General features: G+C 29.4%; 21 protein-coding genes. All 21 read right to left on the reverse strand.

Annotated features, from left to right (window positions below; genetic code table 11):
- Positions 1–6: 6 nt before the first annotated feature.
- Complete coding sequence (locus LQU93_RS08090; protein WP_229933377.1) at positions 7–672, reverse strand: AAA family ATPase; 666 nt, start codon at positions 670–672, stop codon at positions 7–9.
- Positions 673–996: 324 nt separating this feature from the next.
- On the reverse strand, positions 997–1,425 hold the full coding sequence (locus LQU93_RS08095; protein WP_229933378.1) for a virulence associated protein D: 429 nt from the start codon (positions 1,423–1,425) through the stop codon (positions 997–999).
- Positions 1,425–1,742 carry a hypothetical protein gene (locus LQU93_RS08100; protein WP_229933379.1) on the reverse strand — a complete coding sequence of 106 codons (318 nt, stop codon included), beginning with the start codon at positions 1,740–1,742 and terminating at the stop codon, positions 1,425–1,427. The genes LQU93_RS08095 and LQU93_RS08100 overlap by 1 nt, the downstream gene beginning before the upstream one ends.
- 45 nt (positions 1,743–1,787) lie before the next feature.
- Positions 1,788–2,210, reverse strand: a complete 423-nt coding sequence (locus tag LQU93_RS08105) for a hypothetical protein (protein WP_229933380.1) — start codon at positions 2,208–2,210, stop codon at positions 1,788–1,790.
- A gap of 127 nt (positions 2,211–2,337) precedes the next feature.
- Positions 2,338–4,731 carry a hypothetical protein gene (locus LQU93_RS08110; protein ID WP_229933381.1) on the reverse strand — a complete coding sequence of 798 codons (2,394 nt, stop codon included), beginning with the start codon at positions 4,729–4,731 and terminating at the stop codon, positions 2,338–2,340.
- A 4-nt stretch (positions 4,732–4,735) separates the two neighbouring features.
- Entirely contained in the window at positions 4,736–5,209 is a 474-nt protein-coding gene (locus LQU93_RS08115; protein ID WP_229933382.1) for a hypothetical protein, read from the reverse strand.
- 1 nt (position 5,210) lies between these two features.
- Entirely contained in the window at positions 5,211–6,035 is an 825-nt protein-coding gene (locus LQU93_RS08120; RefSeq protein WP_229933383.1) for a hypothetical protein, read from the reverse strand.
- Between the two features lie 58 nt (positions 6,036–6,093).
- The gene (locus LQU93_RS08125) at positions 6,094–7,191 is read right to left on the reverse strand and encodes a hypothetical protein (protein ID WP_229933384.1); all 1,098 of its coding nucleotides are present in this window, start codon (positions 7,189–7,191) and stop codon (positions 6,094–6,096) included.
- 9 nt (positions 7,192–7,200) lie between these two features.
- Entirely contained in the window at positions 7,201–7,494 is a 294-nt protein-coding gene (locus tag LQU93_RS08130) for a hypothetical protein (protein WP_229933385.1), read from the reverse strand.
- A gap of 8 nt (positions 7,495–7,502) precedes the next feature.
- Positions 7,503–8,066: a transglycosylase SLT domain-containing protein gene (locus LQU93_RS08135; RefSeq protein WP_229933386.1), complete on the reverse strand. Its 564-nt coding sequence runs from the start codon at positions 8,064–8,066 to the stop codon at positions 7,503–7,505.
- A 9-nt stretch (positions 8,067–8,075) separates the two neighbouring features.
- The gene (locus LQU93_RS08140) at positions 8,076–8,705 is read right to left on the reverse strand and encodes a hypothetical protein (protein WP_229933387.1); all 630 of its coding nucleotides are present in this window, start codon (positions 8,703–8,705) and stop codon (positions 8,076–8,078) included.
- 12 nt (positions 8,706–8,717) lie between these two features.
- Positions 8,718–9,665: a hypothetical protein gene (locus LQU93_RS08145; RefSeq protein ID WP_229933388.1), complete on the reverse strand. Its 948-nt coding sequence runs from the start codon at positions 9,663–9,665 to the stop codon at positions 8,718–8,720.
- The gene (locus tag LQU93_RS08150) at positions 9,652–9,957 is read right to left on the reverse strand and encodes a hypothetical protein (RefSeq protein WP_229933389.1); all 306 of its coding nucleotides are present in this window, start codon (positions 9,955–9,957) and stop codon (positions 9,652–9,654) included. Before LQU93_RS08150 ends, LQU93_RS08145 begins: the two co-directional genes overlap by 14 nt.
- Before the next feature lies 1 nt (position 9,958).
- On the reverse strand, positions 9,959–10,723 hold the full coding sequence (locus tag LQU93_RS08155) for a hypothetical protein (protein ID WP_229933390.1): 765 nt from the start codon (positions 10,721–10,723) through the stop codon (positions 9,959–9,961).
- On the reverse strand, positions 10,720–10,878 hold the full coding sequence (locus LQU93_RS08160) for a hypothetical protein (RefSeq protein ID WP_229933391.1): 159 nt from the start codon (positions 10,876–10,878) through the stop codon (positions 10,720–10,722). The genes LQU93_RS08155 and LQU93_RS08160 overlap by 4 nt, the downstream gene beginning before the upstream one ends.
- 2 nt (positions 10,879–10,880) lie before the next feature.
- Entirely contained in the window at positions 10,881–11,444 is a 564-nt protein-coding gene (locus tag LQU93_RS08165) for a hypothetical protein (RefSeq protein ID WP_229933392.1), read from the reverse strand.
- A gap of 9 nt (positions 11,445–11,453) precedes the next feature.
- Positions 11,454–11,723, reverse strand: coding sequence for a hypothetical protein (locus LQU93_RS08170; protein WP_229933393.1), 270 nt, complete (start codon positions 11,721–11,723; stop codon positions 11,454–11,456).
- A 6-nt stretch (positions 11,724–11,729) separates the two neighbouring features.
- Positions 11,730–12,479, reverse strand: a complete 750-nt coding sequence (locus LQU93_RS08175; RefSeq protein ID WP_229933394.1) for a hypothetical protein — start codon at positions 12,477–12,479, stop codon at positions 11,730–11,732.
- Positions 12,476–12,979: a hypothetical protein gene (locus tag LQU93_RS08180; protein ID WP_229933395.1), complete on the reverse strand. Its 504-nt coding sequence runs from the start codon at positions 12,977–12,979 to the stop codon at positions 12,476–12,478. Before LQU93_RS08180 ends, LQU93_RS08175 begins: the two co-directional genes overlap by 4 nt.
- Positions 12,969–13,319, reverse strand: coding sequence for a hypothetical protein (locus tag LQU93_RS08185; protein WP_229933396.1), 351 nt, complete (start codon positions 13,317–13,319; stop codon positions 12,969–12,971). Before LQU93_RS08185 ends, LQU93_RS08180 begins: the two co-directional genes overlap by 11 nt.
- An 11-nt stretch (positions 13,320–13,330) precedes the next feature.
- Complete coding sequence (locus tag LQU93_RS08190; RefSeq protein WP_229933397.1) at positions 13,331–13,726, reverse strand: hypothetical protein; 396 nt, start codon at positions 13,724–13,726, stop codon at positions 13,331–13,333.
- Between the last annotated feature and the right edge of the window lie 491 nt (positions 13,727–14,217).

Below are 14,217 nucleotides of genomic sequence, written 5' to 3' on the forward strand. Positions count from 1 at the left end.
TCTCCTTTAATTTTTTGCGAATTCTAAAAGCTCTTTATATAAAGAGTTGATCTCGTCTTTAGCTTTATTATCGCCATCTAATTCAATTACGCTTTTACCATCAAAAATAACATTTTTATAAATTTCTCTTTCGTGCAAGATTGTTTGAGCCAATTTAATATTGCTAGGCAATTCAACCTCTCTCAAAAACTCCGTATATTTTTCATTTTTTGTTTGAAGCATAGGATTTGTTGAAGCTCTGTTATTTATAATCAAGGCTTTTAGTTTTTGATTAGTTATTGAAATTTCACCCACTAAATCCAGCATTTTATTTAATACAGCTTGATCGAAGCCGCTTGTTATGATAGTAGGGATTAAAACAATATCACTAACTATTAAAGCTTGTCTCATTTCTTTGCTATCTCTACCACCAGTATCTATAACAATACTATCGTATTTCGTTGATAAGCTTCTTGCTTCCATTGCTAAGCTGTCGCCAGTTTTTGAAACAGAGTTAAAAGGCAGATCAAGTCCATTATTTACTCTGTAATCTAGCACAACTTCTATGCTTTTTTGTGGATCAGCATCTATTAACATAATATCCAATCCATCGCTAGCCATTTTAAAAGCCAAGTTAATGGCTAATGTTGTTTTTCCGCTACCGCCCTTTTCGTTAATAACTGAAACTATCACAAACTCTCCTTTGTTGTATTATTTTAGAATTTATACTACACTAATACTATATAAATATAATATTAGTATTATAGCAAAATAATATAAGTTTGTCAATATTTTTTTTATTATTTATATAAAAAATATACATATACTTCAATTAATATGCTATAATGCTTCTTATTGAAGCTGAATGTAAGGAACTCAAGAAGATTTGAAAATCGGCTAAACATAAAATTTAAGCATAATATGATTATAAAAAACCCTATAAGAGATAAAGAGCTGATTAAATTTTGCGTATTATCATAATAAAACAAAACTTCCTACAAAAATATCCAACATTATTTATCTTCGCTTTCTAACTTTACTTTGTTTTTCTTGTGCGTTATCTTGATTATTGTCGCAATCAACATTTGTAGTATTGCTTAAAGCCTGGTTTATTTCATTATTTTGTTTTTCTTCATATACACTGCTAATCAATCTATCGTAGGTTAAAGCTTCATCATCATAATATCTTGCTACATCAAATTTTTTGTAGCACTCATAAAACCACTCAAATTTATAAACCATTTTTTCAATTAACGCAAAAATATCATAATCTTGAAGCGTCTCTTTTGACAGATAGCCTGAGCCTTGCCTATGTATAAAGCCATTTTCAAGCATAAATTTTTCTATTTGATAGTAAGCTTTGGTCTTACTTCCTGTAAGCTCTTCTAGCTTTTTTGTATCGAAGTCAAAATTTATACTTTTTCTATGCGGTTCATCACTAATCATTATTCCCAAACACCTTTGCCATATTCTTTGCTTTTTTTAATTAAGTCAAGAGTGATATTACCATTTTCTAGCCAATCCCATTCTTTTACATTTTTCGTGAACCACTCTTTTTTTGTAAGCCTATTTAATATAAAAATACCCATACAAGATAACATATCTTCATTTTTAGGGGCTAAATATGTAAATTTATCTTGCTTTATCATTTCAGCCGACTTTGCCAACTCATCTATGTTATGATAAATTTCATCAAGCGTGTATTTATTTTCTCTTAAAATTTTATCCTCGTCCATAACTATTTTTACACCCAAATTTCTCATTGTCTTGCCTTTCATTTATTTATTATATATCCGTTCCATTTAGCTCTATTTCAAAATAACTCCGTGTTTTTTAATAAAATTACCCAATTTATAAACACCACTACTACCATACTCCCCAAACTCATATCCTTTATCAAAGATATAAACTTTTCCATCGAATTTTATAACTGTAAATTCATCTCCCGCATAAATCATTCCTTGTTTATCTTTTCTGCAAATATACCCATCTTCTTTATTAACTTTTAGATACTTAACAAAGTAAAACGGCAAAACATTGCTTGACATCTTAAATTTAACTCCTTCAAATGTTGGAGCAGGCTTACCTTGATTTTTTTCAAAATCTTTATAGTATGTTTTTAAGGCATTGATTTTAACTGGATCATTGCAATCTCTATTTGAAAATACATCTGCATTAGCTACACTTGCTAAAAGTCCAAAGACTGCGATACTGCTAAAAATTTTTTTCATTTTTTATCCTTTTTTGTAATTTTATAAAATTATATCATTTTTAGAAATTTATGTCAATATTTTTTTTATAATTTATAAAAAAAATATTATTTACTTTTTATCTCTTTTCTTATCTGCAATTTTAGTTTTATGCCACAAATGCCTTCTTAGCTAAATTATTTTCTATACCTTGTGAAATCATATCATCTTGCTTTCCATCAACTCCAACCAAAGACAATACCCAAGCTGGTCCTGAAATAATTAGTTTCCACATAACATAAACAGAAGCAAGTTTTGCAAAAATTTCAAGCATACCTGAAACTGAACCAATGGTAAAATTAATCATAGGACTGAAAATATCGGTTTTTATACCACTAAACTGCTCTGTTGCCAAAAATAAATATACTTCATCAACCAAAGTATATATAAATAATGCAAGCCCTATAAATAATACTATCAAGACTGGTTTTAAGAATATAGCTATACCACTTACTAAAAATTCTACTATTTTTTCCATCTTTTTTGTAGTAAGGGCAAAAGCAACTACAAATGGAGATATATAAAAGTATTTACATAGTGAAACCAAATACGATACAAAGGCTATTGCACTAGCCGTAGCACACACAACCAAAGGCAAATATGAAAGCATTTTGTGCATTAAATAAATCGCAGTAGCATAAGAAGCCATACCGCCTCCTATCGTTCCAACAAAATATCCAACTACACTACCAAGCATACTACCAATCGGTGTTGCACCAGTTCCAACTATTCCACCAACCAATGTGTTAATTTTAGTAGAGTTATCTTTTACAAATTCTTTTATAGCTGTCGCACCGGGCAAAGTCATATATACAAGTTGACCACCAAGCATTGCAAGCCAACTATCATTTATTTCATCCTCGCTGGCATTTTGTGCGTGTCCTTTGCTTACTGCTTCAAGTGCATTGTTGGTATTTGCTCTTGTAGTTTCTTTTAGATCATATTCATTGACTCTATCGTTTGCAAACATAATAATCTCTGAGGCTATACTACTAGTAGGAGTCAAAATAGAATTAAGCCAACCTAGCTGTTGTTCTCTTAAAGAAAAATAGCCATCTAATGCGTTTATTCTACTTTGCATTTCAGTTTTATCAAATGCCTTAATTACGCCATCTAAATGTTGTTTTTGTTTTTTCTCTTCATTTCTAGCATTTAACGCTGTAACTTCAAGTAATATACAAGCCTCAAGAGTAATGTCATATTCTGAGCCACTAGCATTAGTAAAATCCTGCCTATCTTTTTCTTGTAATTTTTTCTTATCTTCTTCCGTAAGGCTACTTATATACTCAAGAGTAGGAGCATTATATGCCTCTGGAAATCTTATTTTACAAGTATTTTCATAAATTTTATTTATTTGTTCGTATGTATATTTTGCTTTTGCTTGTTTCTCCACCAATACATCAATACCACTTGGACTAAGAATGCCTAAACTTTTATATATCTTTTCTAAATAAACTTTATTTATCGTTGCACTAGCTATGTCCGCTACTCTCGTGCTTTCAACAGCAAAGTATCTAATTATATTTTGCACTATTGTTGAGTGAGCTAAATTATTTGCCTCAGGTATAGGCATAAAAAATGTGCCTACCATAATAATAGGAATATAAAATTTATGCAAATACGGCTGTTTGCCTGAGCTTTCACCCCTATTTTCTAAATATACTTGAATTTTTTCTGTACCTATTCTACTTACAAAAAATCCACCAACCAATATAAATATCAAAATTTGTAAATGCTGATAAATCTTTTCATTTGCTAAAAATAGGTTTGAAAAATATGCCATATTATTTTTATTAAAGCCATCTGCGACAGATGTTTGCGTAAAATCAACACTTGATAAACTTTGTGATTTTTCTCTTAGTTTTTTATTATATGATCGGTTCATCCACTCCTCAACTCGCTCTCCCAAGCCAGTAACATCGCCTCTTTTTATCCTTTCCCAAAAACCCCTATTTATGTTCTCATCTTTTTCTTTTGCGAAATTTAAGACACTAAAAGTGGTTATGCCGTCTTTTAGTGTTAATTCACCGACCTTTTCCGTAGCTTCTCTATCAATAATATTTGGATTTAGTGTTAAAAAAGAAGCTAAAAACCTAGTAAAAGTAAGGCTTGTATCACTTGTATTTGCTTGCATAACAGAATTTGTCTGTATGTTTGTTTTTGTATAAACCTCTTTAAGCCCATTTGTGGAATTCATTATATTTTTACTTATGTCTGCTATTTCTTTTACACAAGCCTTATTAATTTTTGAAGCATTAAATTTTAAATATGTATTATAATCTGTATCTTTATAGACTTTACAAAAAGTCTCTCCATTTGCTATATCAAAACCAATAATCCTTGTTTTGTACGGCTCTTTTGTTTCTCGGCACTTCCATTCACAACCACCACTTTCAACCACCCTATCATTGCTAACAAAAACTTCTCTCTCTTCATCGGTCATCTCCGCATTTGCAATACCAACAAATAAAAAAAGAGACGCAATAAGCTTAAAAATTTTCATATAATTACCCCAAAATCTGCAAAAATAAATTAAATTTAAAATTAAGTATCATTAAAAAAATAAAACTCACAATCGATAAAATAAGTGCGATATTTGAAGTTAAATTTGAACTTTTAGGAGATGTTTTAACAGCATTACCTGAGCCAAGCTCTCTTCTTAGTTCTTCTATAATATTGTTTTGTATAGCTGTAAAATCATTTTTGATTAATTCTTTTATAAAATTTGAGTAATTATTGTTCCCATTCTCATTAAATTTAACTTCAAGCCCTTGAGAAAACTCATCACAATTTTCATTTGTCTTTCTGATCTCGCCATTTAAACCATTATATGCTTTTTCAAATCTCTCTCTTAGCTGTTTTATATGCATAGCATTAAGATTTGTATCCTCTAGCAAATCTCGGTTTTGCCTTTGTAACATTAATACAAGATTTGCTAACTTATCATTTAGTTCTTCTATTTTGTTTGTATTTTTTTCCATATTACCCTCTTACAAAAGCTTTAATAACCGGTGTTATAATAAGCCTATCAATACGCATACCATAAGGATTTATATCATTTGATTTACCTAAATCAAAACTTCCATTTGCCTTTATTTTTATAACCCCATTTTGGGCTACATACTCATTTTTGGCAATTATCCAAGACTGGGCTATAACTTTGATCGAAATTTCAAGTTCATATTTGTTTTGATTATATTCATACCTATCCAAACTATAATCTTTTAAGGCTATATACTCAGGTAATTTATCATTTACAACTGCTGATATAAGCCAAGTAGAATAAGCCTTTATATCGCCTGCCCCCTGCGGAGTATCTATATAGTTTTTAAGTATCATTCTAAGACTAGGAACATTATCAAGCACTTCACTAGGATTAGAAAACTGAATTTTTTCAAAATTATTTGTAAGCTGGGATTTTGAAACAATAAAATTATTTACAAATGTTGAAACCGCAAATTGCTTTAAATATTCAGCTTTTAAAGGTTCTTTAACAACTTTTAAAGCCCTACCATCAGTTGTTGTTAAAACAACTTTGCCATTATTTTCATAAACAACCTTTGTAAGCTCATCCATTTTTGAGCTAATGTCGCCTATTTGGTATGCCATAACTAGCATTGAAATACCTATAAAACTGCCCACAAATTTCCAATTTTTGCCAAAAAATTGCTCACATTTAAACCCCATTGTCTCCTTTGGGTTGTTTAAATTTGGCTTATATTTAGGCTTTTCTATATGTTCTGATTTGCTAATTTCATTTTTTATCTCACTTTTTGCTTGTTGTCCCTTTTTACTAAAAAAACCCATTTTTCTCTCACTTAATTTGTTATTTCAAAAACTATATTTTATTGCTTTTTTTGACAAACTACTTGGATGAAGCAGAATTTGCTATTTTTTCTATCTCTGCTTTTGCTGAAGCTTCATCAAACTGCAACGCCATCACAACCTCTTTATCTGCCAAAATCTTTGCAACCTCATATTTCCTTGCATATTTTTCCTCAATATCTGCAATAATTGCCGTTTCTATTGCCTGTTGTTTTCTAATTTGAGATACAAGTAATGGACGTAAATCTTTGCGCATAGTTTGGACATATTCATCAGTTGGTATTGCTATCTCTCTATGATTTGAGATTGCAAGAGCATTTGAAATCTCAATCTGCTTTGCTACATCAAAATTACTTTTTGCCTTATTCACGTGTTCATTTGCTTTTTTAGCTAAACTATTTTGATCGGTTTGTGATAAAAGTGTTTTTATGGCATTTGATACTTGATTTGCACTAGCCTCTTTTATAGCGTTTTTAAATGTTTTTACACTTTCGGTAATGCCTTTATTATAGCTTTCCAAATTTGCTGGTGCTTTTATATCTTCTACTTTTATTTTGCTTAAATCAGTATTAGCTCCATTGCTTTTAGCATATTCCATTATAATACCAACGGCTTTCATATTACCATCTTTTAAATATGAGCTAACCATACTCTTATCTGATTTTAAAACGCTGGATACATCCCAATTTTTAAAGTATTCTTTTGGCTTTTGCCCATTTGGTAAAGTATCTGTTGCTTCTTCGCCTTCTTCTTTATCAAGCAAAACCCATTCAGCAAAATCCCCTGCCTGCTTACTTGCATAGTCTGAGAATTCTCTTACTTTACTATTACATAAAGACTTTGCACCAGTTATACCTATATTTTTACTTTTACTTCCGCCCACCAAAGAACAAACATTTAAATTTAGTTTATCCAACTCTCCAGCCAAAGAACATAAATCCAAATTGCTACTAAATTTTAAATCACTCGTGCTATAGCATTGATCTGCAATATTTGCACCCTCTTTTAAAAGTCCATTAAATTGCTTGTCAAGCTGATTAAATAAAGAGCTTGCCGCATTATTTACTATGCTATCTAAACTAATCGCATTCAAATTAATAGCTAAAACAACACTTAAAAAAATAATCTTATTTTTCATAATAAATCCTTATCTTAAATTTATTTTCTTTGTAAGTTCAAAAACTAACTTTTGTTGCTTTAAAATTTCATCCTTAAAAATTCTATTTTCAACAGATAAAAGCTTATTTTGCTCATCAAGCTTTGATGTTGTATCCTCGACATTCATCTGCAACTTCTTTAAAGATTTTTGTTGAGCTTTTAAAGCCTTTGTTAGCTCTACTTCATACTTCTGAAAACTTTGTGTAATCTCGCCAATACACAAGCAAGCAAAAGCGGTTTGAGCCGATAAAAGAAAAATAAAAAATGCCAACCATTTTTTCATACAGCCTCCTATTTTGAATTTCTAACAAAAGCCGTGATATAACTATTTTTAAATTTCTCATAATAATCATAACTTGTATATCTACTTCTTTTACCCTTGTTATAGCACTCAATAGCTTGTTTTGTATTACTGTTTAATAAAATACACATATTTAAAACTGCTATTGATTTATCTATATTATATTTAATATCAAATATTTGCTCTATTTCATCGATTTTAAAATTTACTGAATTTATCTGCATTAGCCCTGCATCAACTTTATAGCCTTTATTTATTAAGTCCTTTAGTGCTAATTTTAAACTACTCTCATCCCCACGAAATGATATAAGGTATTTATCTTTATACTTACTAACGCTCTTTTTTAAATTTTCATAGCTATGATCTTTATTTTTGCTAGTAAAGCTAATAATTAAAGGCGTAAAATCACTTTCGATTTTTGCTATAGTATAAAGCACTCTTTTATCTATATTACTAATCACACTTGCTTGTTTTAGCCCATCTGCTATATCCTGAGCTGAATATTTGGCGTTTAAAAAACAAATAAAACCGATAAGTAATAGTATTTTTTTCATAACAAATCCTTATTTTTTGCAAATTTCAAATTGCTTACAAAAATCTTTTTCTTCCCTTTCTGTAAAAAATAGGACATTATAACTATCGTCTTCATCACTAAAAACAACATTAGCACGCTTTAAAATCTCTAAATTCTTTGAATTTTTAGTTATTCTTAGTGTTTTTTTATTAATTGCCGTATTTACACTCTGAGGTAATTCATTGATATTACTATCACGACTGCTTAAATTTACAGAATTCTTCTGTTCTGTTGTAAGCTCCAATCTGCCAACTGAGATTTGATCCATTTTTGGTATTACTGCAAATTTGCTAAAAAGCTCATCGATATTTAGCTCTCTTTCAACAATACTTGGCATTATTCTTAAAACAACCCTGCCATCATCTGTCCGCTCCTGCCAAATTTGAGGATATGTTAGCTTTTGAGTTTTAATTAAATACTTGCCTATCTCATAAGCGTATAAGTCATCTTTATATCGCTCCAAAACTCTTTTAGCCTCCTTGAAAGCATCCGCCACGCCTTTTTCATAGCCTGATGAATAGCCCATCTCATAACCTCTGTTATAGAAAAAATCCTCTGTGCTAGTGCTATTTGCAAATACAGCAACGTTGAGAGATAAAATTAAACTAATTTTTTTCATTTACTTTCCTTTTTATTTAGTATAAACACCGTCTTTTTCAACCTGCAAATCTATCCAAATTTTTGTTTGTCCTACAATCTGATATAAATATGGCAAATCTCTCTTAAAAATTTCAGCTGTATTTTTAGCAATACTTGCAACCATATTAATACCGCCTGTTATTAAATAATCAAGTGGATCAGGTTTTTCTGTATTAGTGTTCTGCACAGCTTGCGGATAGACATTGCCAGACGCATCGGTTACACTTACATAATCTGTTGTCTGTGATTGCTTAGAGTTTTCAAGTGCTTTTAAATAAGCATTTGACTGGGTTTTAAATTCATCAGAGCCAACGCTTAATGCTCCCCAGCCCACTTCTGCTATCTTTCTATCATTTACAAAAGTAGCTATATTGTAGCTTGTCTTTTCTTCATTTGTAACAATCGCACTTGATACTTTAAATCTATATCCGCTTTTTTCTATATACTTTGGATCAGCAATAAGACTTGCTCTTTCATTAACATTTACCAAATCCGCAAACATTACAATTCCGCCATAATTTGTTTCACAATTAACTCTAAGTGAACTAGGTTGCTTACCTACATTTATATCCTCAGGTATAAAACAAAAACCCTTTACTGCCACAAGCTCAATTGTTGAATTTGTATCACCTGCATTTTGTGCTTCGGATTTTGTAACATTTTTAACAAGCATATTTTCAGCCGTGTTTCCTAAAACCTCTTTTGCACGCAAATTTTCTCTTTGCAAAGCATAGTGCCAATTTAGTATAGTTTCTCCATAAAATAACTTCTCGCTTTTTTTGTTAATATCAACAGGACTTAGTTTCTGTTCTCTTACCACCTCACGCCCCTCACTAGCCGATTTTATAGCGTGATTAGTAACAGATTGTCCATCCATAGTGCTATTATTTCCAAAAGCAATACTTGTAAAAATCAAGAGTGCTATTTTAATTTTTTTCACTAAAATGCCCCCTATTTAATCCTACACCGTAAATATCCAGCTCATCACCACTACCATTATAATTACGACTAGAATTTTTATTTAAACCTTTATTTGTGCCAATAGTTTGGTTAAAAAACTCTGCTGAATACTCCTCAAAATCTGCTATCTGTTTGGCACTTATGCTAGCATTATATTTTTGTGAGCTACTAGGTAAATTCCATCTTTTCTCATTTGGAATTTTATTAGTTTGAACCTTACCAGAACAACCCATAAACAAAAGTGCTATAACCGTAATAAATAAAATTCTCATTTTACTCTCCAATCACAACATCTAAAATGCTAAAATATAGATTTTCACCCTTAACTTTTACAAATTTTTCGCCTTGCTTTGTAGTTATAATTTTTTCATAAGTATATTTACCACTTTTTAGTTCATTGTCATTTAGATTTTTTGAATTACTCTCATCATTATTTGATAGGCTGTAACTCATAGCTTTACTATTTTTAAAAGAGATAGTTTTTGTCTTTTCAGTTTGCTTTTTTACCGACTTTATAGCTGGTTTTTTAACAACCTGAGGTTTAACTTCAATAATTTTAAATGATTCAATTACTCCATTAGCCTTTGCTTCTTTTAAAAGTTCTGTATAAAAATCACTAAACAAAAAAGGATAAGTAATAATTTGCTTCTTATCTTTTAAAATTTTGATTTCACTACTCTTTATTTTGTAGTCAGCTTTTATTTTATTAACAATTTTCTTAGCATCTATTTCCCTTTGATATTCTCCAAAGGTAACATATTGAGTTGTAAGATGTGTATCAAAACCCTCTCTGTTTGCTATGATTTGCAAAAACAATGCCTCGTCAAGGCTCATATTTTTAATTTCAACTGCAACCACATAAGGCTTTGTTATATTTATTATTTGCGGATAAAAGCCATCTATTTTTGCTTGAAAAGCTACCGAATTTATACCGGCATTAAAGCCATTTTTAAAGCTTGCTGGATTTGGCTCATCATAAAGGTTGTTTGCATTAAGGCATATAACCAAAAAACTTACAAAAAAAATAATTTTTTTCATATTTTAAGTCCTTGTTTTTTATTTTCATCTATTTCGTTTTCGATTAAAAATGTCTCTATTTCATCAAGACAAGCTTCAATTTTTTTGATCTTTGCATAGAGCCTACTTAACTCTGCTTTCATCTCTGCAATAATTTCATCCATACTCATACCCATTGTTATTCCTTTATAAATCTGAGATTGTATTCATAGCTATTATCTTTAAAGCGGATAAAATTCTGACTAATATCTGTAATCTCAAAAAAATCTAAAAATTTATCGCCCACTAAATACTCTTTCATATCAAATTTAAAACTTTTTTCTCTAGCATTAAAGCTAAATTCATTTTGTTTTTCTTTTAAAAATGCTATCATATCATTTGGTTTTTGGCGTTTTGCTATCCGTTTAATACTTTCTTCTTGATTTATATTTTCATAGTTTGTCATATCGGCAATCTTAGGCTCTTGTGTTGATACGTTTGCCGAATTCTTTATAGCCTCTTCTTTATTGTCTGCTAAATTTTGTGTATTTTGAACAAATGGATTAATCTCCATTTTTGGCGGTATAAATGTGCCGTTTTTATCGGTTAAAGTATTATTTGTATCCAAAATTAGCTCTCTTATGTCTTGAGGCTGTGAAACAACAATCCCATTATTATTATCATCAGGCTTTATGATAAAAGCAATGCTTATAATGGCAACAACCAAAATAACAATAAAAATTAAAATTTTCTTATCTTTCATACTCTATCCTTAGTCATCATTTAAGCTAAAATTAGCTCTTTTTTTTATTTTTACACTTGGCAACTCTTCACTAAGCTTTTTGAATTTAAATCTACCAAATTTAAATTTATCTATAAATTTTGTATTTCTATCTTCTAAAATTTCAATATGTTTAGCCATTATTGACATAACCGCTTCAATTTTTTCCATTTTTTCATCAATAGCTTTATTGGCTCTATTAAAATTATTAAGCTTATCTATTAACTCATCTAATTTTTGCGAAATTTCAACACCTTGCATTTTTTCTTACCTATAAATTGTATTGTTATCTATTCGATACTTATTGCCACCACGCATAATATTGCCATATTTATCATCCTTAACAATACGATAACTTATGTCGCCTATTTGAATAAATGAATATTCTTGTTTTGGTAACGAACCAAATTCTTTTACATAGGCACTTAAAACTTCTAAGCCATCTAATTTTGGTGTATTTGAATAAGAATAAACCAAATTTAACTTATCTTGAAAATCCAACGGATTTTTTTCATAAAAATTTGCTAAAACATTAAGTATTTTATTTTCATCATCTAATTTATAAAGGATTGTAAAATTTGCTATTTTAAAATCTTGATTAGGACGTATCAAAATAGCATTATTTTCATATTTTAAAACAGCCATTGAATTTGAACTATCTATATGACTTATAATTGAGCCTTTTGGTAGTAAAATAGTTGTAGTAAAATATGGATGCAAATTTATGCTATCCATTGAAGCGATAGGACGTATCACTGGCTTATAATTAATCTCTTTTTGTGAAAATCTATCAAAAGCATTTCTGACTTCTTCATCTTTTTTCTGAATAGCATTTATGTCCTTTGGATCAAGGTTTAAATAAAAGCTATTTGCCTTTAGGTCATCTATTTTTTGACTTTGATTTTGCTGTAGCTCTTGCTGAGATGGTGCAATAAAATTTTGCGGTTCAAGTGGGTTTGCCATAACAAAACCAACATTTAATACTAAAAATAATGATATTTTTTTAAAATTTCTCATTTTTTACTCTTTGGAATAGTAAAATTTGACAACACTTTACCGTTGTCATTCAAAATAGAATATGCTTGCAATCTAGTGTCTAAAAAAATCATAATAAATACACTAAAAAACAAAAAATACTTTAGAACGTAAGCAACCAAAAAAATCTCATCGATATAAAAACCAAAAAATATAGATGAAAAGATTGCTAATATACTTACAATCTGCCTAAATAAACCATCTAGTAGATTAACAATGCTTACAAGTATAAAAGCCAAAATATGGCTTAATATTGTTGTTTTTGAAAACGAAAAATCAAATTTATTAAAAGTAAAGTAAAAAATAAAGAATATAGGTAAATACTTAATAATCAAATACAAAAGACTATTAATCTTTTTAAACCTATACTCTGTTTTTACTTCTAAATTTTTATATATATGCTCTTCAAAATCCAAATCACATTCATAAGCCCTATTAAAACCCCAAAAGAAGTAAGGAAATTTTGTAGTTCTAATTTGCATTTTTATTCTCTTCGTCCGCTGTTACTTCTGCGTTTATTGTAAGACTAAGACTTTGATTAAATTTTCTAAGTAAAAAAACTAGCTCTTTATTTTTCAAAGCCTTTTCTTTGGTAAGTGCAATTTGCTCCCTTAAAAGCTCATTGGATTTTTCATAGGCTTTTAAATTTAGACCATATTTTTCTTTTAAAATTTTAAGTTCACTCATCACGCCTTCAAACTCAGGTTGTAATTTTGCCTTAGTTTGTTGCTCTGCCATATTTACATTACCATCACAAGGAATGTAATAACACTTTGCAAAAATAAAACTACAAAGAGCTAAACTTAAAAAAATATGTTTCATTTTTTAACCTATTATTGAAACACGCTAGTAAAGAAAGCATAAATAACCTTACTAAATATACTAGTAAAATCTCCAAAAAACCAACGACTAACAAGCATAGCTATCGCAATATATACAAAAAAACCGCCTAATGTTGCTATAGCCATTTTTGTATATATTTTAGAAGTTTCTTTATCCTGTTCACTTTTTTGTTTTTCAAATCTATATGCAAGAAAAGCAGAAGTTACCATAAGAGCTGAAGGCAATACAAGAGCAAATAACCATTGCATACTCTCTTTTACAATAGCTTTACCAGATGTTGAAGCCGAGCTAACAACATTTGCCGCTTCAGAAAACTCATCGGCACCAAAACCAAAGCTTGTCAGTCCAAGCAACAAAACAATAGAAAAAAGAAATCTTTTATCCATTATTAATCCTTTATGAAAAAATTTGTATTATTCTAAGGCAAAAAATATATAAATAAATAAAAATAAACTTAATAAGTTACATTTTGTAACCTATTGTAATAAGATATCATTTTTATAAATTTTGATTTATAATTTTATATTTTCCACAAAAAATACACAAAAAAATAAAATATAGCTTAAAATATCGCTTTTTGTCTTTTATTAGTGGAATTTTAATCGTTTATGATAACATTTATCATAATTTGTCCACACAGATGGAAAAATAGTGTAGCTGAGTGGACTGAGAGTGTAGCTGAGTGGAATTTCTAAAGTGTATGAAACGCCGATATTTTCGTATTTTAAAAAGTTTTTTACATTAAAATTTCTTTCTATTCTATTCTTAAATTCATAAAAATAAAATATTTTCAACTTTTAATAGAAAATCAAAAATTCACAAATTTTTTACCAATCTTAACTATCTATACAATATCTACACAATATAAATATTATAT

Source organism: Campylobacter majalis (assembly GCF_905120465.1).
In the GTDB taxonomy this organism is placed as follows: Bacteria; Campylobacterota; Campylobacteria; order Campylobacterales; family Campylobacteraceae; genus Campylobacter_A; species Campylobacter_A majalis.

Excerpts from the sequence above, each read along its gene's own strand:
- LQU93_RS08095 (WP_229933378.1), bottom strand. The coding sequence starts at position 1,425 with ATGATTAGTGATGAACCGCATAGAAAAAGTATAAATTTTGACTTCGAT.
- LQU93_RS08100 (WP_229933379.1), bottom strand. The coding sequence starts at position 1,742 with ATGAGAAATTTGGGTGTAAAAATAGTTATGGACGAGGATAAAATTTTA.
- LQU93_RS08105 (WP_229933380.1), bottom strand. The coding sequence starts at position 2,210 with ATGAAAAAAATTTTTAGCAGTATCGCAGTCTTTGGACTTTTAGCAAGT.
- LQU93_RS08110 (WP_229933381.1), bottom strand. The coding sequence starts at position 4,731 with ATGAAAATTTTTAAGCTTATTGCGTCTCTTTTTTTATTTGTTGGTATT.
- LQU93_RS08115 (WP_229933382.1), bottom strand. The coding sequence starts at position 5,209 with ATGGAAAAAAATACAAACAAAATAGAAGAACTAAATGATAAGTTAGCA.
- LQU93_RS08120 (WP_229933383.1), bottom strand. The coding sequence starts at position 6,035 with ATGGGTTTTTTTAGTAAAAAGGGACAACAAGCAAAAAGTGAGATAAAA.
- LQU93_RS08125 (WP_229933384.1), bottom strand. The coding sequence starts at position 7,191 with ATGAAAAATAAGATTATTTTTTTAAGTGTTGTTTTAGCTATTAATTTG.
- LQU93_RS08130 (WP_229933385.1), bottom strand. The coding sequence starts at position 7,494 with ATGAAAAAATGGTTGGCATTTTTTATTTTTCTTTTATCGGCTCAAACC.
- LQU93_RS08135 (WP_229933386.1), bottom strand. The coding sequence starts at position 8,066 with ATGAAAAAAATACTATTACTTATCGGTTTTATTTGTTTTTTAAACGCC.
- LQU93_RS08140 (WP_229933387.1), bottom strand. The coding sequence starts at position 8,705 with ATGAAAAAAATTAGTTTAATTTTATCTCTCAACGTTGCTGTATTTGCA.
- LQU93_RS08150 (WP_229933389.1), bottom strand. The coding sequence starts at position 9,957 with ATGAGAATTTTATTTATTACGGTTATAGCACTTTTGTTTATGGGTTGT.
- LQU93_RS08155 (WP_229933390.1), bottom strand. The coding sequence starts at position 10,723 with ATGAAAAAAATTATTTTTTTTGTAAGTTTTTTGGTTATATGCCTTAAT.
- LQU93_RS08160 (WP_229933391.1), bottom strand. The coding sequence starts at position 10,878 with ATGGGTATGAGTATGGATGAAATTATTGCAGAGATGAAAGCAGAGTTA.
- LQU93_RS08165 (WP_229933392.1), bottom strand. The coding sequence starts at position 11,444 with ATGAAAGATAAGAAAATTTTAATTTTTATTGTTATTTTGGTTGTTGCC.
- LQU93_RS08170 (WP_229933393.1), bottom strand. The coding sequence starts at position 11,723 with ATGCAAGGTGTTGAAATTTCGCAAAAATTAGATGAGTTAATAGATAAG.
- LQU93_RS08175 (WP_229933394.1), bottom strand. The coding sequence starts at position 12,479 with ATGAGAAATTTTAAAAAAATATCATTATTTTTAGTATTAAATGTTGGT.
- LQU93_RS08180 (WP_229933395.1), bottom strand. The coding sequence starts at position 12,979 with ATGCAAATTAGAACTACAAAATTTCCTTACTTCTTTTGGGGTTTTAAT.
- LQU93_RS08185 (WP_229933396.1), bottom strand. The coding sequence starts at position 13,319 with ATGAAACATATTTTTTTAAGTTTAGCTCTTTGTAGTTTTATTTTTGCA.
- LQU93_RS08190 (WP_229933397.1), bottom strand. The coding sequence starts at position 13,726 with ATGGATAAAAGATTTCTTTTTTCTATTGTTTTGTTGCTTGGACTGACA.